19 protein-coding genes are annotated in these 20,326 nt (G+C 51.1%); 13 read left to right on the top strand and 6 right to left on the bottom strand.

Annotated features, from left to right (window positions below):
• Positions 1-51 precede the first annotated feature (51 nt).
• From LVQ77_RS06690 to modC, 5 genes are all read left to right on the top strand, one after another.
• The gene (locus LVQ77_RS06690; protein WP_232904020.1) at positions 52-1,698 is read left to right on the top strand and encodes a multidrug ABC transporter permease/ATP-binding protein; all 1,647 of its coding nucleotides are present in this window, start codon (positions 52-54) and stop codon (positions 1,696-1,698) included.
• Between the two features lie 150 nt (positions 1,699-1,848).
• Positions 1,849-3,276: a magnesium transporter gene (gene mgtE, locus LVQ77_RS06685; RefSeq protein WP_232904019.1), complete on the top strand. Its 1,428-nt coding sequence runs from the start codon at positions 1,849-1,851 to the stop codon at positions 3,274-3,276.
• Between the two features lie 122 nt (positions 3,277-3,398).
• Positions 3,399-4,175 (top strand): molybdate ABC transporter substrate-binding protein, encoded by a 777-nt coding sequence (gene modA, locus LVQ77_RS06680; RefSeq protein ID WP_151992827.1) that lies wholly within the window; start codon positions 3,399-3,401, stop codon positions 4,173-4,175.
• Positions 4,172-4,864: a molybdate ABC transporter permease subunit gene (gene modB, locus LVQ77_RS06675; RefSeq protein ID WP_064517172.1), complete on the top strand. Its 693-nt coding sequence runs from the start codon at positions 4,172-4,174 to the stop codon at positions 4,862-4,864. The genes modA and modB overlap by 4 nt, the downstream gene beginning before the upstream one ends.
• Positions 4,864-5,922, top strand: a complete 1,059-nt coding sequence (gene modC / locus LVQ77_RS06670; protein WP_232904018.1) for a molybdenum ABC transporter ATP-binding protein ModC — start codon at positions 4,864-4,866, stop codon at positions 5,920-5,922. The genes modB and modC overlap by 1 nt, the downstream gene beginning before the upstream one ends.
• Before the next feature lie 48 nt (positions 5,923-5,970).
• Here the strand turns inward: modC and LVQ77_RS06665 are convergent, their stop codons facing one another.
• Entirely contained in the window at positions 5,971-6,789 is an 819-nt protein-coding gene (locus tag LVQ77_RS06665) for a pyridoxal phosphatase (protein WP_151992824.1), read from the bottom strand.
• A gap of 129 nt (positions 6,790-6,918) precedes the next feature.
• Here LVQ77_RS06665 and pgl point away from each other — a divergent pair, with 129 nt between their 5' ends.
• A complete protein-coding gene (gene pgl / locus LVQ77_RS06660) occupies positions 6,919-7,917 on the top strand; it encodes a 6-phosphogluconolactonase (RefSeq protein ID WP_232865106.1) in 999 nt (332 codons plus the stop codon).
• A gap of 66 nt (positions 7,918-7,983) precedes the next feature.
• Here pgl and LVQ77_RS06655 read toward each other — a convergent pair whose 3' ends face one another.
• From LVQ77_RS06655 to bioA, 4 genes are all read right to left on the bottom strand, one after another.
• Positions 7,984-9,282: a putative acyl-CoA thioester hydrolase gene (locus LVQ77_RS06655; RefSeq protein WP_232904017.1), complete on the bottom strand. Its 1,299-nt coding sequence runs from the start codon at positions 9,280-9,282 to the stop codon at positions 7,984-7,986.
• A 237-nt stretch (positions 9,283-9,519) separates the two neighbouring features.
• Positions 9,520-9,996 carry a kinase inhibitor gene (locus tag LVQ77_RS06650; protein WP_232904016.1) on the bottom strand — a complete coding sequence of 159 codons (477 nt, stop codon included), beginning with the start codon at positions 9,994-9,996 and terminating at the stop codon, positions 9,520-9,522.
• Positions 9,997-10,011: 15 nt separating this feature from the next.
• Positions 10,012-10,692 (bottom strand): type 1 glutamine amidotransferase domain-containing protein, encoded by a 681-nt coding sequence (locus LVQ77_RS06645; protein ID WP_232904015.1) that lies wholly within the window; start codon positions 10,690-10,692, stop codon positions 10,012-10,014.
• Positions 10,693-10,762: 70 nt separating this feature from the next.
• Positions 10,763-12,052 (bottom strand): adenosylmethionine--8-amino-7-oxononanoate transaminase, encoded by a 1,290-nt coding sequence (gene bioA, locus LVQ77_RS06640; protein ID WP_232904014.1) that lies wholly within the window; start codon positions 12,050-12,052, stop codon positions 10,763-10,765.
• 89 nt (positions 12,053-12,141) lie between these two features.
• On the opposite strand from bioA, the gene bioB reads away from it, so the two are divergent.
• The 6 genes from bioB (at position 12,142) to LVQ77_RS06610 (ending at position 16,720) form a co-directional block, all read left to right on the top strand.
• Complete coding sequence (gene bioB, locus LVQ77_RS06635) at positions 12,142-13,182, top strand: biotin synthase BioB (RefSeq protein WP_232904013.1); 1,041 nt, start codon at positions 12,142-12,144, stop codon at positions 13,180-13,182.
• Positions 13,179-14,330, top strand: coding sequence for an 8-amino-7-oxononanoate synthase (gene bioF / locus LVQ77_RS06630; RefSeq protein WP_232904012.1), 1,152 nt, complete (start codon positions 13,179-13,181; stop codon positions 14,328-14,330). The genes bioB and bioF overlap by 4 nt, the downstream gene beginning before the upstream one ends.
• Positions 14,314-15,072 carry a malonyl-ACP O-methyltransferase BioC gene (bioC, locus tag LVQ77_RS06625; RefSeq protein ID WP_232904011.1) on the top strand — a complete coding sequence of 253 codons (759 nt, stop codon included), beginning with the start codon at positions 14,314-14,316 and terminating at the stop codon, positions 15,070-15,072. Before bioF ends, bioC begins: the two co-directional genes overlap by 17 nt.
• The gene (gene bioD / locus LVQ77_RS06620; RefSeq protein WP_232865099.1) at positions 15,065-15,748 is read left to right on the top strand and encodes a dethiobiotin synthase; all 684 of its coding nucleotides are present in this window, start codon (positions 15,065-15,067) and stop codon (positions 15,746-15,748) included. The genes bioC and bioD overlap by 8 nt, the downstream gene beginning before the upstream one ends.
• A 172-nt stretch (positions 15,749-15,920) precedes the next feature.
• A complete protein-coding gene (locus LVQ77_RS06615; RefSeq protein WP_151992814.1) occupies positions 15,921-16,184 on the top strand; it encodes a hypothetical protein in 264 nt (87 codons plus the stop codon).
• A gap of 17 nt (positions 16,185-16,201) precedes the next feature.
• Complete coding sequence (locus LVQ77_RS06610) at positions 16,202-16,720, top strand: helix-turn-helix transcriptional regulator (protein WP_232904010.1); 519 nt, start codon at positions 16,202-16,204, stop codon at positions 16,718-16,720.
• A gap of 44 nt (positions 16,721-16,764) precedes the next feature.
• On the opposite strand, the gene LVQ77_RS06605 is transcribed toward LVQ77_RS06610, so the two are convergent.
• The gene (locus tag LVQ77_RS06605; protein ID WP_232865097.1) at positions 16,765-17,475 is read right to left on the bottom strand and encodes an ABC transporter ATP-binding protein; all 711 of its coding nucleotides are present in this window, start codon (positions 17,473-17,475) and stop codon (positions 16,765-16,767) included.
• A gap of 814 nt (positions 17,476-18,289) precedes the next feature.
• Between LVQ77_RS06605 and uvrB the strand changes: the two genes are divergently transcribed.
• A complete protein-coding gene (uvrB, locus tag LVQ77_RS06600) occupies positions 18,290-20,305 on the top strand; it encodes an excinuclease ABC subunit UvrB (RefSeq protein WP_232904009.1) in 2,016 nt (671 codons plus the stop codon).
• The last annotated feature ends 21 nt before the right edge of the window (positions 20,306-20,326 follow it).

The following is a 20,326-nucleotide window of genomic DNA, read 5'->3' as shown; positions in this document are numbered from 1 at the left end:
CAGTAATTGCCGTTTAAACTGCTCGCTGTTTTCGATTTTGGGTAGTGAGTGATGGAACTTTTACGTGTGGTTTACCGGCAGTATCGCTGGCCTTTCTTGACAGTAATGGCATTAAGCCTGCTCAGTGCGGCGTTAGGTATCGGCTTAATTGCCTTTATTAATTTGCGGCTGATTGAAACGCCCGATCTCTCCCTATCGGTGCTACCAGAATTTCTTGGCTTATTACTGCTATTAATGGCAGTGACATTAGGTTCACAGCTGGCGTTGACCACACTTGGCCACCACTTTGTATTCCGTCTGCGCAGTGAATTTATTAAACGCCTGATGGATACGCACGTTGAACGGGTTGAACAACTGGGCAATGCGGCACTGCTGGCGGGTTTAACCAGTGACGTGCGCAACATTACCATTGCCTTTGTGCGCCTGCCGGAATTGGTGCAGGGCATTATTCTGACCTTTGGTTCAGCGGCATATCTGGCGTGGTTGTCGCCAAAAATGCTCGGTGTGACGGCGATTTGGGTCGCGATAACCATCTATGGCGGCTACGTGCTGGTGGCGCGAGTTTACAAGCATCTGGCGCAGTTGCGTGAAATTGAAGACCAGCTTTACAACGATTACCAGACCGTGATTGAAGGGCGCAAAGAACTGGCGTTAAACCGCGAACGTGCTGAACGCGTCTATGAAGACACTTATATTCCTCATGCTAACGATTATCGCAGCCATATTATTCGCGCGGATACCTACCATCTGAGTGCGGTGAACTGGTCGAATATTATGATGCTCGGCGTGATTGGCCTGGTGTTCTGGATGGCGAATAGCCTCGGTTGGTCTGATACCAACGTTGCCGCCACGTTTTCTCTGACATTATTGTTCTTACGCACGCCGATGTTGTCGGCGATTGGCGCATTACCGACGTTGCTTACCGCTCAGGTGGCATTCAACAAGCTGAACAAATTCCATCTTGCACCGTACGATGCCGAATTCCCGCGAAGCCTTGAACCGGCCCATTGGCAAACCCTCGAAATGCGCGATGTGATGTTCCAGTACGGTGACAACAGCTTCTCCGTTGGGCCGCTGAATCTCAAAATTGAACGTGGCGAATTGCTGTTCCTTATTGGCGGCAACGGTAGCGGAAAATCCACCATGGCGATGCTGCTGACCGGGCTTTACCAGCCGGTATCTGGCGCAATTTATCTGGATGGTAAAAAGATTGATGCCAGTAATCAGGACGATTATCGCAAGCTGTTTTCTGCGGTGTTTACCGATGTCTGGTTGTTTGACCGCCTGCTCGGGCCGCAGGGTGAACAGGCTAACCCAGAGTTGGTTGCTCAATGGCTTGAACGCCTGAAAATGAGCGACAAGCTGGAGTTGGAAAACGGCACTATTCTCAATCTGAAACTGTCGAAAGGGCAGAAAAAACGCGTGGCCTTACTACTGGCGTTAGCGGAAGAGCGCGACATTATCTTATTAGATGAATGGGCCGCCGACCAGGACCCGCATTTCCGCCGCGAGTTTTACCAGACCTTGTTGCCGCTAATGCAGCAAATGGGCAAAACCATTTTTGCCATCAGTCATGACGATCACTACTTTATTCATGCCGACCGGTTACTGGAAATGCGTCACGGGCAACTCGGTGAGTTAACCGGCCATGAGCGTGAGCATGCCTCAAGAGATGCGGTCGCCAGAACCGGAAGCTAATCTTCTTCGTAGGTCGGGCAAGCGCAGCGCCCCCGACATTACCGACCACAATGGTGGATGAGGCTAGCCGCTTATCCACCCTACAAAATCTGGTTATCTTCGGCCCGACAGGCTATAACTTAGCTCGTCGTTCTCAGGGAAAACTGCCAGATGTCTGTCACTCCAAAGTACAGTACTAAACAACGTGCGCAAGACCGAGCCCGCATCCTCCAAATTCTATTAACCAATAAAGCTGTTGCCACAGGCATTCTGGGCAGGTTGCCACAACCTGATGCTCATACTCCCGAACAGGATATTTCAGAGGTAGCCACGCTTGTGGCAAGACTGCCCGCGGCGGATCTTGCTGACGTACTGGAAGCTCTACCGACGGAAGAGCGCCATGCGTTATGGCGACTGATCAAAGACGATCAGCGCGGCAAGATATTAATTGAAGCCTCGGAAACTGTTTGGGATGACCTGATTGAAGGGATGAGCGATAAAGCGCTGCTCAATATCATTCGTCCGTTGGATATAGACGACCAAATTTACCTTGCGCAATATCTTCCTCGTGACTTGATGGGGCGTTTGCTGGCGAGCATGCCGCAGGAACAACGCGCCCGTGTCAGGCAAGTGCTGCACTACGAAAAGCACAGTGTTGGCGCGATTATGGATTTCGAAGTCATCACCGTACGGGCGGATGTCACGCTTGCAGTGGTACAACGATTCCTGCGTTTACGCGGCAAAGTGCCGCAAAACACTGATAAAGTTTTTGTCACCACGCGAGATAAAACGCTGCTTGGAGAGCTGGGGTTAACCACCATTTTACTGCATGCTCCGCAGACGTTGGTCATGAGCGTGATGGATGACAATCCAACCTGCTTTGCTCCCGAAGACAACGACGAAGTTGCCGCGCGTACCTTTGAACGTGATGACTTAGTCAGTGCGGCGGTTATCGATAGCAGCGGCAAACTGATTGGCCGCCTGACGATTGATGAGATCGTTGATGTGGTTTACGAAGAAACCGACAACGATTTGCGCCGTATGGGTGGCCTGAGCGCGGAAGAAGATGTGTTTGCCCCGGTGAGTAAAGCGGTAAAAGCGCGTTGGGCGTGGCTGGCAATAAATTTGTGTACCGCGTTTGTCGCCTCACGCGTTATCGGCCTGTTTGAACACACTATTTCTCAACTGGTGGCACTGGCTTCTCTGATGCCGATTGTTGCAGGTATCGGCGGTAATACCGGTAACCAAACCATCACCATGATTGTACGGGCACTGGCGCTGCAACATATCCAGCCGGGGAACTTCTCCTTTTTAGTGTTGCGTGAACTGGGCGTTGCCTTGTTTAACGGGATTATCTGGGGCGGTGTAATGGGGTGCGTGACATGGCTGCTCTACGACGACATGGCGTTGGGCGGCGTGATGACGCTTGCGATGGTACTCAATCTGCTGGTGGCATCGCTAATGGGCGTGCTGATCCCGATGATCATGATGCGTCTGGGCAAAGATCCGGCTGTCGGTTCAAGCGTGTTGATTACCGCTATCACCGACACCGGTGGTTTCTTTATATTCCTGGGGCTGGCGACCATATTTTTGTTGTAGCCACAGCCACTTGAACTTCTCCTGTGGGTAAACTTTCCGCCCGTATTGCCGATAAGATCTGTAAATTCCGCCTTAGCATCGTTATATTATGCGCTACATAACGAAACCAAGTGGAGTAACAAATGGCTAAGCAATGGGTACGTCTGGCATTAGGTGCCGCATTGAGCGTCACAATGGCAGGGCAGGCATTTGCCGATAACAGCAAAATTACCGTTTTCGCCGCGGCATCCTTAACCAACGCGATGCAGGATATTGCTACGCAATACCAGAAAGGCAAGACTGTTGAAATCGCTTCTTCTTTCGCTTCATCTTCAACGCTTGCGCGCCAGATTGAAGCGGGTGCTCCTGCTGATTTATTCATTTCTGCTGACCAGAAATGGATGGATTACGCAGTAAGCAAAGATGCTATCAAAACTGACACCCGCGAAACGCTGCTCGGCAACAGCCTTGTGGTCGTTGCACCGAAAGCCAGTAAAATTGGTGATGTGGCCATTAATGCGAAAACCGATTGGGCTTCATTACTCAACGGTGGCCGTCTTGCTGTTGGCGATCCTGACCATGTTCCTGCTGGCATTTACGCTAAAGAAGCGCTGCAAAAGTTAGGCGCGTGGGATACCCTATCGCCAAAATTAGCTCCGGCAGAAGATGTTCGTGGCGCACTGGCTCTGGTTGAACGTGATGAAGCACCACTTGGTATCGTTTACGGTTCCGATGCGGTTGCCAGCAAAGGCGTGAAAGTAGTGGGCACCTTCCCGGAAGATTCCCACAAGAAAGTGGAATACCCAATTGCCATTGTGAAAGGCCACGACAACCCAACAGTTAGCGCGTTTTACACCTATCTGAAAGGACCGGAAGCGGGCGCTATCTTCCAACGTTACGGATTTACGACTATCAAATGATATTGACCGATCCCGAATGGCAGGCGGTACTGCTGAGCCTGAAAGTCTCCACCCTTGCGGTGCTATTTAGCCTTCCTTTTGGGATCTTCTTTGCCTGGGTGCTGGTGCGATGCCGGTTCCCGGGTAAAGCTTTGCTCGACAGTATTATCCATCTCCCATTAGTTCTCCCCCCCGTAGTCGTTGGTTACTTATTACTGATTGCGATGGGTCGACGTGGCGTGATTGGTGCCTGGATTTACGATGTTTTCGGTATCACCTTCGCGTTTAGTTGGCGCGGCGCGGTGCTTGCCGCGGCGGTAATGTCGTTCCCGCTGATGGTGCGAGCGATTCGCCTTGCGCTCGAAGGTGTCGATATGAAACTTGAGCAGGCGGCCCGCACATTAGGTGCCGGGCGCTGGCGAGTGTTCTGCACCATTACGCTCCCTCTGACTTTACCTGGCATTATTGCCGGAACGGTGCTGGCTTTTGCGCGTTCGCTCGGTGAATTCGGTGCCACTATTACCTTCGTTTCCAATATTCCAGGTGAAACCCGTACCATTCCTTCTGCGATGTATACCCTGATTCAAACGCCTGGTGGCGAAAATGCAGCCGCGCGATTGTGCGTGATTTCTATCGTGCTGGCGCTAGTGTCTTTGCTGGTGGCCGAATGGTTAGCGCGCCAGAGCCGTAAACGGATAGGGGCACTTTAATGCTGGAGCTAAATTTTGTTCAGACGTTGGGCGACCATCGCCTGGCGATCAACGAAACCTTGCCGGGGCAGGGGATTACTGCGGTATTTGGCGTTTCAGGCGCGGGGAAAACCTCGCTAATTAACGCGATAAGTGGCCTGACGCATCCGCAGCAAGGGCGAATTGTACTGAACGATCGCGTATTGAGCGATGCTGAAAACAAGCGTTTCCTGGCTCCTGAAAAACGCCGTATCGGTTATGTGTTTCAGGATGCACGCCTGTTCCCGCACTACCGCGTGCGCGGCAATCTAAAATACGGTATGCCGCGATCAGCCGCCGGGCAGTTTGATAAGTTAGTCGCCTTACTGGGTATTGAACCTTTACTGGAGCGCTTTCCCTGGAGTTTGTCTGGTGGGGAAAAACAGCGTGTAGCTATTGGCCGCGCTCTGCTGACGTCGCCAGAGTTGCTGCTGTTGGATGAACCGCTCGCCTCGCTGGATATCCCCCGTAAGCGCGAATTGCTGCCGTATCTGCAACGCCTGGCGCGTGAAATTAACATTCCGATGCTATATGTCAGCCACTCGCTGGAAGAGATCCTACATCTGGCGGATAAAGTGCTGGTGCTCGATGGCGGTGAAGTGAAAGCGTTTGGCAATCTGGAGGAGGTATGGGGTAGCAGCGTTATGCACCCATGGTTGCCAAAAGAGCAGCAAAGCAGCGTGCTGAAAGTGACGGTGTTAGAACATCATCCGCATTACGCGATGACCGCGCTGGCGCTGGGAGACCAGCATTTATGGGTGAATAAACTGGAAAGCCCATTGCAGTCAACATTGCGTATTCGCATTCAGGCATCAGATGTTTCATTGATTCTCCAGCCGCCGGTCAACAGCAGTATTCGTAACGTGTTACGTGCCAGGGTTGCACAGTGCTACGACGATGAAGGGCAGGTTGAAGTGCAGTTGGAAGTGGGTTCAAGAACACTTTGGGCGCGAATTAGCCCGTGGGCGCGGGATGAGTTAATGATTAAGCCGGGCCAGTGGTTGTACGCGCAAATTAAGAGTGTTTCGATAACCGCGTGATTTTTGTCGGGTGGATAAGCGAAAGCGTCATCCACCATTTTCATAAAACTAAATCAAATGCTTATAAATCGTCTCGGCAATGCCTGTTTCCAGGTTAGTACCAATCACCAAATCCGCGCGTGCTTTAATCGCGTCATCAGCATTACCCATCGCCACACCCAGACCTGCGCTTTCCAGCATGCTCAGGTCGTTAAAGTTGTCACCAAACGCCATCACCTGACTCATTGATAAACCTTGTGATTCAACCCATTTTGCCAGGCGATTGCCTTTACTGTTACCGTTTTGCGCCACATCGACTTGATCATGCCATGACCATTCGCATGTCAGTCCAAGTTGTTGCTCAACAACCTGGGTAAAGTTTTGCAGTTTCACCGTGTCTTCATCGGTAAGAGCAAATTTCCAGATTGCATCAACGTCATAAGCCGCTTCACGCAGTGAATTCACATGGCGGAACACAGGACGTTGCGATTCAGGTAAAGATTTTGCCCAGTTTTCAGCACGTAAAACGTGGCCGGTAGGCTCTTGATACAGCATGGCATCATCAACATACATCAGCCCATGAACGTTGTGGGCATCCAGTAAGTCAATTAACTGATTGGCCTGCTGCGGTTGTAAAGGATCGGACTCAAGAACCTTTTTCGCATGATAATCATACAAATAAGTGCCATTACAGCAAATTGCAGGTGTATCCAGGGTCAGTGCCTGATAAAAAGGATGGATGGCAACGTGATGACGGCCCGTCACGATGACAACTTTCACGCCAGCGTCACGTGCGCGTTGTAAAGCTGTCAGTGATTCAGGAAGAATGGTTTTTTGCGGTGTCAGCAATGTACCGTCAAGATCAAGGGCGATTACGCGATAAGTCATTTAGGGTTCCAGTCAAATTCAGAATCATAAGGCCTGTGTTGATGTTACACCGCTTGCCGCGTTGTTCAAAATGGCAACACGCACTACCCTTGTGACAATAACTCAATATGTTGGGAGGAGAGAGATTTCATGAAACAAACAGTCTATACCGCCAGCCCGGAAAGCCAGCAAATTCACGTCTGGCAGCTTAACCCTGGTGGTGAGCTTACGCTTGTGCAGGTCGTTGATGTCCCAGGCCAGGTTCAGCCAATGGTTATCAGCCCTGACAAACGTTACCTGTATGTGGGTGTGCGCCCTGAGTTTCGCGTTATCGCCTATCGTATTACGCCAGATGACGGCTCGCTCACCGAGGCGGGTGTCACTGCCATTCCTGGCAGCCCAACGCACATTTCTACCGACCACCAGGGCCGCTACCTGTTCAGCGCTTCTTATAATTCAGGCAGCGTAAGCGTTGTTAGTCTTGCCAATGATGGCCTGCCTGGTGAGGTTGTTGATGTGGTGGAAGGGCTGGAAGGCTGCCACTCAGCCAATATCACCCCGGATAACCGCACACTTTGGGTTCCGGCACTGAAGCAAGATCGCATTTGTCAGTTTACCCTGTCTGACGATGGCCATCTGGTGGCGCAGACCCCGGCAGAAGTCACCACCGTTGAGGGCGCAGGTCCGCGCCACATGGCGTTCCACCCGAATCAACAATACGGTTACTGCGTCAACGAGCTCAATGGTTCTGTTGATGTCTGGGAGCTGAAAAATGCTAACGGCAAAATTGAATGCGTGCAGACGCTCGACATGATGCCTCCGGGCTTCTCAGATACCCGCTGGGGCGCCGATATCCACATTACACCTGATGGTCGCCATCTCTACACCTGCGACCGTACTGCCAGCATCATCACGGTATTTAGCGTGTCTGAAGATGGTAGCGTTCTTGCAGTGGAAGGCTATCAGCCGACGGAAACGCAACCGCGTGGCTTCAATGTTGATCACAGTGGTAAATATCTGATTGCAGCAGGCCAGAAATCGCATCACATCGCGGTTTATCAAATTACCGGTGAACAAGGTTTACTGGAAGAGAAAGGCCGTTATGCAGTAGGGCAAGGGCCTATGTGGGTTGTAATAAACGCTAAGTAATTTCTGATTTAGTGATAAAAAAACCTCGCCGTGGCGAGGTTTTTAGTTTTATGCGGATACTTAATTTTACTCAGCAACTACCGGGCTACCCACGCCACGGTTGTTGAACTCCCATAGACGGTTAGCATTCGCATCATTCAAATCGCGTTGGATTTCGCCTTTCTCGCCTTTAGTACCGATATTGCCAGCGAATGGACGCTTAGAACCAGCGGCATCGCCCCAAGGTTTTGCACTGTTAAAACCTTCGTTAATCACGCTGTCACGGATAACAACCTGACCGTTAGAGGTCTGGCCTGCGGTATAACCATTTTCACTTGCTTCAACATCCCAGGCGCGGCCCAGTTGCGCGACGTTATCGCCTGCTGCAGTGAAGCGGCTGTTGATGGCCAGGAAACCGTAATAAATATTCGGCAGTGTAGCTGGCGCAAACACGGTGCCTTCTTTTGTGCGGCTGTTAACCAGACGGAAGTCGGTATTTTCGAACACCACAGCACCACGACCTGCAACCACATCCACATCACCTTCAATGTAGCTGTTAGTCACTAATGTGCGTGTCTGGCGGTCATTTAACAGGCGGTTTTGCACATCGCTGTTAGTGACGAAGAAGGTATTCTGGCGGCCCAGCAGGTGAACATTGTTCAACTGTACTTTATCGCCATCAGTGCGCAGTGCTACAGCCTGATGATTGCCGGCATCTACGCTGTCACCCAGAGTGTTAGCGATAGTCAGGTTTTGCATCTGCAAGCCACTGTTCTGCGACCAGACAGCAGCAGAACACATAATACCTACGGTGGCATTACGCTTGTTCTGGCAGCTATCAAACATGTACCAGGCTGGTTTACCCGGCATATATTTACCACCTGGGTTAACTGCACGACGCCAGGTATTCGCATCGATTTCAGAATCCAATGGCATAGTGATTTTCACATCACTTGCATTATCAGTGGTGCCGTACAGCGTTACGCTGCCAGAAGCGGCCGGAATATAAACGGTGCCGACATACTCACCTGGCTGAATAGCGATGTATTGACGGGTGTTGCTATGTTTCATGATGGCTGCATCAACGGCAGCCTGGACAGACGTGTGGGTCACACCTTCGCCACCGGCTGCACCAACAACAAAGTCAGGCTGCTGCGGAATACGAATAGATGATGGCACCCAAGGGGCTTCATTTTTATTTTTAGATGAGAAGTAACGTGCCTGAACAAAGTTCTGGGCTTCATCGGACGATAAAACTGGACGAGATTGGGTGCCTGGTGCCACTTGCGTGGACGGTTTATCTTCTGGCGGTGTTGAGCTACAAGCCGATAGCGCCACAGCAAAAGCGAGCACAGCTGCCCGACGAGAAACAGAGAAGGTGTTCAAGGGTTGCTCCTTGCAGTGCAAATTTAAAAGGGGATCTGAAAGCCTGCTTTTTTATACTAAGTTGGGGGAAACTGGAAGCCGATTGTGCAAATCGGCTTCATATACCCGTCATTCTTCGAGTTGCAGGGTTGTTGGCTACGCTCAATCGCCCGAATCACTTACTCAAGTAAGCTCATCGGGACTCTTTCTCTTGCCGCTCACCTGCAACTCGAATTATTTGGGTATAAAAAGATAGGGTTAATTAAACTTCGCGGTGATTGAAGCGCTGCCTAATGAATGGAAATGGACGTTGTAGCCCACCATTGCCCCGGATGCATTTTCCGTCACATCTAGCTTATCAACATCAAGCGCGTGAACTGTGAAAATATAGCGGTGTACTTCACCTTTCGGTGGCGCTGCACCACCATAACCCGGTTTACCAAAGTCGGTGAGTGTCTCCACGGCAGGTTCTGGCAGTTCAGCCAGGCCTGAACCTGCACCTTGCGGCAGGACGCGTGTATTGGCTGGCAGATTGATTACCACCCAATGCCACCAACCAGAACCAGTTGGTGCGTCAGGATCGTAGCTGGTCACGACAAAGCTTTTGGTTCCCGTAGGAACATCATCCCACGCTAGATGAGGCGAAATATTATCGCCATCGTAACCCATTCCATTAAGTACCTGACGCCAGGGGAGTTTATCCCCATCTTTGAAATCCTGACTGACCAGTTTCATCTCAACTCCTCGCGCTTAGAGATTCAGTAACTTCAGCAGTTCTTCAGCCGCAATCGCTGAAGATGCCGGGTTTTGCCCGGTAACTAAGTGCCCGTCGACTACAGCATACTCGCCCCAGTCATCGGTGCGCTCAAACAAGCCACCTGCTTTTTTCAGCTCATCTTCTACCAGGAAGGGCACCACTGCGGTTAAACCCACACCTTCTTCTTCGCTATTGGTAAAGCCGGTGACCCTTTTGCCTTTGACCAACGGTGAGCCGTCGGGTTTTGTCACTTTGCGCAAAACACCGGGGGCATGGCACACCGCAGCAACTGGTTTGCCAGCGGCCCAAAATTGCTCAATCAGTTTGATGGAGTATGTGTCTTCCGCGAGATCCCACAACGGCCCGTGGCCGCCTGGGTAAAACACCGCGTCAAAATCATCGGCCTTGATGCCCTCGAGTTTTTCGGTATTGGCTAATAACTTTTGCGCGGTAGCATCGCCACGGAAACGACGGGTATCGTCGGTTTGCGCGTCCGGCTCGTCGCTTACGGGATCGAGCGGCGGCTGCCCGCCTTTCGGTGACGCGAGCGTGATTTTCAACCCGGCATCGTGAAAGACATAATACGGCGCGGCAAACTCCTCAAGCCAAAAGCCTGTGGGTTTGCCGGTGTTGCCGAGCTGATTGTGCGAGGTTAAAACCATGAGGATTTTCATCTGAATCTCCCTGTGTGGGACGTGAAAAGATCCTCGAAGTGTAGTGCATACCCGTAAGGCTTGCTGGCTCTCAGCTTCTGAAAAATGCCGGATTTTGTACCGCATACGCCACGGCTTGAATCAATTTATCCAGTTGCTCAGGGCTGATAACGTACGGCGGCATCAGGTAAATCAGCCGGCCAAACGGGCGAATCCAGACACCTTGCCCGACAAAGAACGCCTGAAGTGCTGCCATATCCACCGGCTTGTGCGTTTCGACAACGCCAATTGCGCCAAGCACGCGTACATCGGCCACTAGCTCACATTCCAATAACGGTTTCAGTCCTGCCGACAACTGCTCCTCCAGCGCCTGTACTTGCTGCTGCCAGTGGCCTTCTTCGAGCAACGCAAGGCTTTCGGTCGCAACAGCACACGCCAGCGGGTTGCCCATAAACGTTGGGCCATGCATAAAGCATCCGGCCTCACCATCGCTGATGGTTTCTGCGACCAGGCGAGTGGTGAGAGTTGCAGAAAGTGTCATTGTGCCGCCCGTCAGCGCTTTGCCGAGGCACATAATATCCGGTGAAATTTCAGCGTGTTCACAGGCAAACAGCTTGCCTGTACGACCAAAGCCGGTCGCAATCTCATCGGCAATCAGCAAAATCCCTTCGCGGTCGCACATGCGGCGAATACGCTTTAGCCATTCCGGGTGATAGAACCGCATACCGCCAGCCCCCTGAACAATCGGCTCAAGGATCACTGCTGCAATTTCCTGGCGATGAGCAGCCATTAAACGTGCGAATGGCACGATGTCCATCTCATCCCATTCATCGTCAAAACGGCAATTTGGCGCGGGAGCAAACAGGTGTTCAGGCAGGTAACCTTGCCACAGGCTATGCATTGAATTATCCGGATCGCACACCGACATGGCACCAAAAGTATCGCCGTGATAACCGTTGCGGAAAGTGAGGAAGCGCTGGCGAGGTTCGCCTTTGGCGTGCCAGTACTGCAATGCCATTTTCATTGCGACTTCTACGGCGACAGAACCGGAGTCTGCAAGAAATACGCATTCTAGATTTTCCGGCGTCATGGCGACCAGTTTACGACACAGCGCCACTGCGGGTGGGTGCGTGATCCCGCCAAACATGACGTGCGACATCTGGTCAATCTGGTCTTTCATTGCCTGATTTAAGCGCGGGTGATTGTAGCCATGAATTGCCGCCCACCAGGACGACATCCCGTCAACAAGGGCTTTACCATCAGCAAGTTGTATTTCGCAGCCTGTTGCCGCCACAACCGGATAAACCGGTAACGGTTTAGTCATGGAGGTGTAAGGGTGCCAGATATGTTGTTGGTCGAACGCTAAATCAGCAGGGGTCATAGGGTGACTTGTAAACCATTTGAAAAAGATTTAGGTTTACAAGTATAACGTCAATCAATGGCTAACAACACCCTTTTTGGAGATGCCCCATGGCTCACCACGCACGCTGGTCTTTGTCGCAGGTCACTGCTTTATTTGAAAAACCTTTCCTCGAACTGATGTTTGAAGCACAAACGGTGCATCGTCAGCACTTCGATCCCCGCCACGTTCAGGTCAGTACGCTGCTGTCGATTAAAACTGGGGCGTGCCCGGAAGACTGCAAATATTGCCCGCAAAGTGCGCGCTACAAAACCGGGCTGGCTTCCGAGCGCTTGATGGAAGTTGAGCAAGTGTTGGACTCCGCACGTAAAGCGTTAAATGCGGGTTCTACTCGTTTCTGCATGGGCGCTGCCTGGAAAAACCCGAATGATCGCGATATGCCGTACCTTGAACAAATGGTGCAAGGCGTGTGCGAAATGGGGCTTGAAACCTGTATGACGCTCGGCACCTTAACCGATACGCAGGCACATCGCCTGGCGGCAGCAGGGCTTGATTACTACAACCATAACCTCGACACCTCGCCAGAATTCTACGGCAATATTATCACTACGCGTACTTATCAGGAACGTCTTGATACGCTCGATAAAGTGCGTGATGCCGGGATTAAAGTCTGCTCTGGCGGCATTGTTGGTTTAGGCGAAACTGTCACTGACCGAGCGGGATTATTGCTGCAACTGGCCAATTTACCAACCCCGCCAGAAAGCGTGCCAATCAACATGTTGGTGAAAGTGAAAGGCACCCCGATGGCAGATAACGAAGACGTCGATGCGTTTGATTTTATTCGCACTATTGCTGTTGCGCGTATCATGATGCCGACCTCTTTCGTACGGCTTTCTGCCGGGCGCGAACAGATGAGCGAGCAAACTCAGGCCATGTGCTTCATGGCTGGCGCAAACTCGATTTTCTATGGCTGCAAACTACTGACTACGCCAAACCCGGAAGAAGACAAAGACCTGCAATTGTTCCGCAAGCTTGGGCTTAATCCGCAGCAAACAACCACTCATGCAGGCGACAACGAGCAGCAACAACAACTAACCGATCAATTGCTCAATGCGGATACGGAGAATTACTACAACGCGGCGGCTGTATGACCTGGCAGCAACGCATTGATAGCGCGCTTGCCAGGCGGCGGGAAAGCGACAGTTTTCGCACCAGGCAGGCCAACCAACAAGGTAGCGGGCGCTACCTTGTTCAAAACAATACCCGCTATCTAAATTTTTCCAGTAACGATTATCTGGGAATCAGTCACCATGCTGAAGTGGTTAATGCCTGGCAGCAGGGTGCTGAGATTTACGGTATTGGGAGTGGTGGTTCCGGGCATGTCACCGGGTATCACGAAGCCCATCAGCGATTTGAACAGCAGTTAGCTGACTGGCTGGGTTATCCGCGCGCATTACTGTTTATTTCAGGTTTCGCGGCTAACCAGGCGCTTATCGCTGCACTGACTGAAAAATCAGACCGCATTGTTGCCGATAAACTTAGCCATGCTTCACTTCTGGAAGCCGCAATGCACAGTCCAGCGCAGTTACGGCGTTTTGCCCATAACAATATCGCATCGTTGAAAACGCTGTTGGCCTCGCATACTGATGGTCAACAACTGGTTATTACCGAAGGTATTTTCAGTATGGACGGAGATGCCGCTCCATTGGCTGAAATTGCGCAGGCTACCCGGGAAGCACAGGGATTGTTGATGGTTGACGATGCCCATGGTATTGGCGTGATAGGTGAAGAAGGACGGGGTAGCTGCTATCAGCAACACGTCAAACCAGCCTTGCTGGTCGTAACGTTCGGCAAGGCATTTGGTGCGAGTGGGGCCGCAGTTCTGTGTAGTGAATCGATGGCTGATTATCTGCTGCAATCCGCCCGGCATCTTATTTACAGCACCTCTATGCCACCTGCACAGGCGTGTGCGTTATCGGCAGCGTTGAATGTTATCCGCCGTGAGGATTCCCGGCGTGCCCAATTACACGCCAATATTGCCCATTTTCGCGCGGGAGCCGCACAACTACCGCTGCAATTAATGGCCTCACAAACTGCCATCCAGCCGTTGATCGTGGGGGAAAATCAGCCTGCGGTGAACCTTGCCGCTACCTTACGCGAACGCGGATTCTGGCTAACAGCGATTCGTCCACCAACGGTGCCACCAGGTACGGCGCGGTTGCGTGTGACGCTTACTGCAAGCCACACCAGCGAAGATATCAACAAGCTTTTGGAGGCGCTGTATGACGCGACTCGTTGATAAAGCGGCTATTGCCGCAGCATTTGGTCGTGCGGCAAGCACCTACGACAGCCACGCCGAATTGCAACGCACCAGCGGGGACTTGCTGGAGGGAATGCTTGAGGGCCGTCAAATCAGCAACGTGTTGGATGCTGGATGCGGCACGGGTTGGTATAGCCGCGCATGGCGTGAAAAAGGCTGCCATGTTACGGCACTGGATCTCTCACCCGCGATGCTGAACCACGCTGCACTTCAAGGTTCAGCTGATAACTATCTCGAAGGCGATATTGAAGCCATCAACCTTGCTGACCAGCAGGTGGATCTCGCATGGAGTAATCTCGCGGTGCAGTGGTGCAGCGATTTACGCAGTGGCTTAAGTGAGCTTTACCGTGTCACTCGCTCTGGCGGTTGCCTGGCATTTACCACGCTTGCTGCAGATTCACTTTGCGAACTGCATACCGCCTGGCAGGTGGTGGATGAAAGGTCTCATGCCAACCGATTTATGACGTTTGAGCAGATTCAGGGCGCGTGCGAAGGATGGCGCTACACTCTAAAAATTCATGAAATCAGCCAGTCTTACGATAGCGTATTAAGTGCCATGCAATCGCTAAAAGGCATTGGTGCGACACATCTTCATGATGGGCGTAAAGCATCGCTGATGACCCGCCAACAATTACAAAAATTAAGTCTCGCCTGGCCACAGAAACAGGGGCAATTCCCTCTGACCTGGCAACTCGTTTGTGGAGTGATTGAACGTGATTAAAAAATGGTTTGTAACCGGAACGGATACGGAAGTGGGTAAAACCATTGCCAGCTGTGCTTTGCTTCAGGCCGCAGGAGATGCGGGTTACCGTACTGCAGGATATAAGCCTGTGGCCTCTGGTAGTGAAATGACTGCTCAGGGTATTCGTAACGGTGATGCGCTTGCCTTACAGCGCTACAGTAACGTCAAATTAAGCTATGCACAGGTCAACCCGTTTGCGTTTTTGGAGCCTACATCGCCGCATATTGTTAGTGCGGAAGCATTGCAGCCTATCGAGTTTTCGCAGATGTCAGCAGGCCTTGAAGCACTTGCTTCTCAGGCCGACTGGTTACAGGTTGAAGGGGCGGGGGGCTGGTTTACACCACTGTCCGCAACAACCACTTTTGCAGACTGGGCAATACAAGAGCAGTTGCCTGTAATTTTGGTCGTAGGGGTAAAACTCGGCTGTATCAACCATGCCATGCTAACTGCGCATGCAGTGCAACATGCGGGTCTGCGCCTTGCGGGCTGGATTGCTAATGACGTTCAACCTACCGGCAAGCGCCATGCTGAGTATCTCGCAACGTTACGTGATGTTTTAAAAGCCCCCATGTTAGGTGAGATCCCATTCTATCCGCATATCGACGATGAAACTTCGCTCGGCCGTCACCTGGATATCTCCCTTCTTTCGCAGTAATTCGCAAATCCACTGCTCATTGTTGCAACGCCCGATAAATCTTGCGGGCGCTCTTCGATATACCGCTAATTTTCAAATCTTCTCCTTGAAGAAAAATACCTCGCAGGTAAATTGTTTCTCAATTTCAAGTTGTCATATGACAACTTATTTGCGAGTATGGACAGGAGGTTTTATGAAGCGGCGTATACACCCCAATAAGGACATTGAAGCAGCATTAAGTTATGCCGAATGTCAGGGCTGGCAAGTGCGGCCGGGTGGGGCACATTGTTGGGGGAAAATGTATTGTCCGTGGAACGACAAAGCCTGCCGCTGCGGTGAGTTTTGCATTAGCTGCATCTGGAGCACACCGCGCAGTGCTTATAACCATGCAAGGCAGATACGTCGTGTCGTCGATAACTGTAGCCAGCAAGGCTCGCCACCTGCCATCAGACATTAATTTTCAAGGAGCAGAATATGTCAGAATTTAGCTTCACGTTGATTTTCACCCTGCCAGAAAATGGCCAGAATCCGGAGCAATGGGTTGAAGCTTTGGGTGCGCAAGGTTGCGATGACGCGCTGGTGGGTGTGGGTGTCACAGGGCGAATTGCACTGAATTTCATCCGCGAAGCATCGGATGCAAAACTAGCCGTTGTTTCAGCGATTCAGGATGTAAAACGCATTATTCCAGGTACTGCGTTGGTTGAAGTGATGCCAGATCTGGTCGGGCTAACAGATATTGCTGAGCTGCTTGGGTTTTCCCGGCAGTATATTCGCAAAGTAATGGTAAGCCGCGAGGCTTTTCCGCAACCAGTACATGACGGTAAAACCGCTATCTGGCATTTGGAACCGGTGCTGCGTTGGATGCGCGAAGCTGGTGTTTCAAAAGTACCTTTACCATTGGTGGAATTATCTGCTGTAACCCGGCAATGCAACTTACAACGGGAGCTCGCCAGTCTCGATAGAAATATGCAGAAGCAACTTGGTAAGTTGTGACGGCAGAACCTGAGAGGCTGTTCATGCCGTCGTTTGACGCACCATCATGGATCTATCCAACTGGCTACCAGCTTATCATCCAGAAGTGCGACATTTCCCTGAGCAACATTCCGGCCCCGGTGTAGCAAGCAGAAACGGTCCGCCACGCGGCGAATGAACGATAAGCGTTGCTCTACCAGCAATATTGTCAGGCCAAAATCACGGCTCAGACGGCGGATAATATTGCCCAGCTCATTGATAAAACGTTGTCCGCTGCCAAAAGTGGGTTCATCAAGAATCAACAGTTTTGGTTCTGTCACCAGCGCTCTTGCCAATGCCAGTTGCTGCTGAAGATCGTTTGATAGCTCACCACCGCGCATGTGCCTTAAACTGTACAGTTCAGGGAACAATTCATAGATCATGCCTGGAATGCTACGGGAACGCACGCGGGCAGCCAATAGCGCGATTTGCAGGTTTTCCTCAACGCTTAGTTGGGAGAATATTCGCCGGTCCTGCGCGACATAACTCATTCCCAGAGCGACTCGGCCTTCTAGAGGTTGGGTGAGAAGATCCTGTGGTGGATGGCCTGCTTCAAGCCAGGTCATACTGCCACTTTGTACTGGCAAGTAACCCGTAATACAGTTTACCAGCGTTGTTTTCCCCATCCCTGGTGCGCCAAGAACACAGGTACACTCTCCAGGCACCAGCTCAAGATCCAGATTCCACAGGATATGGCTTTCACCATAAAACTGATTAACAGCACGCAGGCTCAACATCGATATTTTCCTTCTGGCAGGGTTAACGACCCAGGCTGCTTGTGCAACACGAAGCAAGAGTTACAAACTTTGCAATTACCTTGCCATTAACCCGTTTAAAGACCAGAACAATGCAACTTTGAGAAAAGCCTCATGAAAATGGTTGAATAAACCTTAGGCTTCTACGACTCGAAAATCAGAATGCACTTTGTCGGTGCCTGGTCTTTGGTGTGTTTGGTGCAACATCAGACCACTGCTCCATACAAATGCGCAATTCGTGAGCAGGATCATAAGAAATGGCTGGCTTCAGGTAAGTCCAAAAAGGGTAAAAATAATGATGAAAAATATTTTTGGGCCCCGGCACAGAGAATTTATGGTTTTTTGCGGTGTGCGCTGCAAAAGGGCTGAGAGCAGTTATCCACTATTCCTGTGGATAACCATGTGCATTAGAGTTAGAAAACTTGCGGTAAGCGAGAGCGGGCGCGGGTTGCGCATGAATTGGCGCGAAACCAGACTTTCTTAAATAACTTTTTTAAATCAATTAGTTGAATAAAATCAATCGTTGCAATAAAAGTGCCACAGATGTTCCTTACGCTTTTATGACACTGCTTGACAAATGTTAAAAGGTAAAAAAATCTGGGGATAACCATTTTGGTCAGCTGAAATATCTGCGAGTAGAGTATTTTACCGGCAAACCAGACGGTAAAGGGGGTAAGTATCATAAACGCGGTAGTGAGTAACTGGTTTTTCATCCAGTATTATTTTCTGGCAAAATTTTCTGTGCCGAGTAAAATTACCCTCCGGCCCGCTCGTTTCTTCATCAGGTAGCCTCTTCATGAGTAAAGCGTTCAAATTAAATTCAGCTTTTAAACCTTCTGGCGATCAGCCAGAGGCCATTCGTCGCCTTAAAGAAGGTCTGGAGGACGGGCTTGCCCATCAGACTTTATTGGGAGTGACGGGCTCTGGTAAAACCTTTACCGTGGCAAATGTGATTGCTGATTTACAACGCCCCACTATGGTGCTGGCTCCTAACAAAACGTTGGCCGCGCAGTTGTATGGTGAGATGAAAGAGTTCTTTCCGGATAACGCGGTGGAGTTCTTCGTCTCTTATTACGACTACTACCAGCCAGAAGCCTACGTCCCAAGTTCCGATACATTTATCGAGAAAGACTCTTCGGTTAACGAGCACATCGAGCAGATGCGTCTGTCGGCGACCAAAGCGTTGCTTGAAAGACGTGATGTGATTGTGGTGGCGTCTGTGTCGGCAATTTACGGTCTGGGCGACCCGGATTTATATCTGAAGATGATGCTTCACCTGACCAAAGGGATGATCATCGATCAGCGCTCAATTATTCGCCGCCTGACTGAGCTGCAATATACCCGCAACGACCAGGCATTCCAGCGTGGTACTTTCCGCGTGCGCGGCGAAGTGGTTGATATCTTCCCGGCCGAGTCGGACGACCTCGCATTACGCGTTGAGCTGTTCGATGAAGAAGTCGAACGTCTATCGCTGTTTGACCCGCTGACCGGGCAAATTGACCAGGCTATCCAGCGTTTCACTGTCTACCCAAAATCGCACTACGTCACACCGCGTGAACGTATTCTGCAAGCCATGGAAGAGATCAAAGTTGAGCTGGCAGACCGCCGCAAAGTTCTCTTGGCAAACAATAAACTGCTTGAAGAGCAGCGCCTGACGCAACGTACTCAGTTCGACTTAGAGATGATGAATGAATTGGGTTACTGCTCAGGGGTAGAAAACTACTCGCGATTCCTTTCCGGGCGCGGTCCTGGCGAGCCACCTCCTACGCTTTTCGATTACCTGCCAGCAGATGGTTTGTTAATTGTTGACGAGTCCCACGTGACAATTCCGCAAATTGGCGGCATGTACAAAGGTGACCGTTCGCGCAAAGAAACACTCGTGGAGTATGGCTTCCGTTTGCCATCAGCACTTGATAACCGCCCGCTGAGATTTGAAGAGTTTGAAGCGCTGGCACCGCAAACCATTTATGTTTCGGCAACGCCTAGCAACTATGAATTAGAAAAGTCTGGCGGCGATGTTGTCGACCAGGTTGTCAGGCCAACAGGTTTGCTGGACCCAATTATCGAAGTTCGCCCGGTTGGCACTCAGGTTGACGACCTGCTTTCTGAAATTCGCAAGCGCGTGGAGGTTAACGAACGCGTGCTGGTCACCACACTGACCAAGCGTATGGCAGAAGATCTAACCGAATACCTCGAAGAGCATGGCGAAAAGGTGCGTTATCTGCACTCAGATATCGACACCGTCGAGCGTATGGAAATCATCCGTGATTTGCGCCTTGGCGAGTTCGACGTGCTGGTGGGCATCAACTTGCTGCGTGAGGGGTTGGATATGCCTGAAGTGTCGCTGGTCGCGATTCTGGATGCCGATAAAGAGGGCTTCCTGCGTTCTGAGCGTTCGTTGATTCAGACCATTGGCCGTGCGGCACGTAACATCAACGGTAAAGCGATTCTGTACGGCGAGAAGATCACAGCATCAATGGCTAAGGCTATCGGTGAAACTGAACGTCGCCGTGAAAAACAGCAGCGTTACAACGAAGAAAACGGTATTACGCCGCAAGGGCTGAACAAAAAAGTCGTGGATATCCTTCAGCTTGGTGAAGGCATGGCGAAAACCAAAGGCCGAATGAAGAGTAAAGCCCGCAGCGTGATTGAAGATGATGAAATCATCCTGACGCCAAAAGCTTTGCAGCAGAAAATTCACCAGTTGGAAGGGAAGATGCTGGAGCATGCGCAAAACCTGGAATTTGAAGAGGCCGCGCAGATCCGTGACCAGCTTCATCAGCTTCGGCAGTTGTTTATCGCAACGTCGTAATAATAACGCCTTCGTGAAGAA

Origin of the sequence: Buttiauxella cochleicola, from assembly GCF_021282435.1 — a bacterium.
GTDB classification, from domain to species: domain Bacteria; phylum Pseudomonadota; class Gammaproteobacteria; order Enterobacterales; family Enterobacteriaceae; genus Buttiauxella; species Buttiauxella massiliensis.
This window is presented reverse-complemented; position numbering and strand designations above follow the sequence as displayed.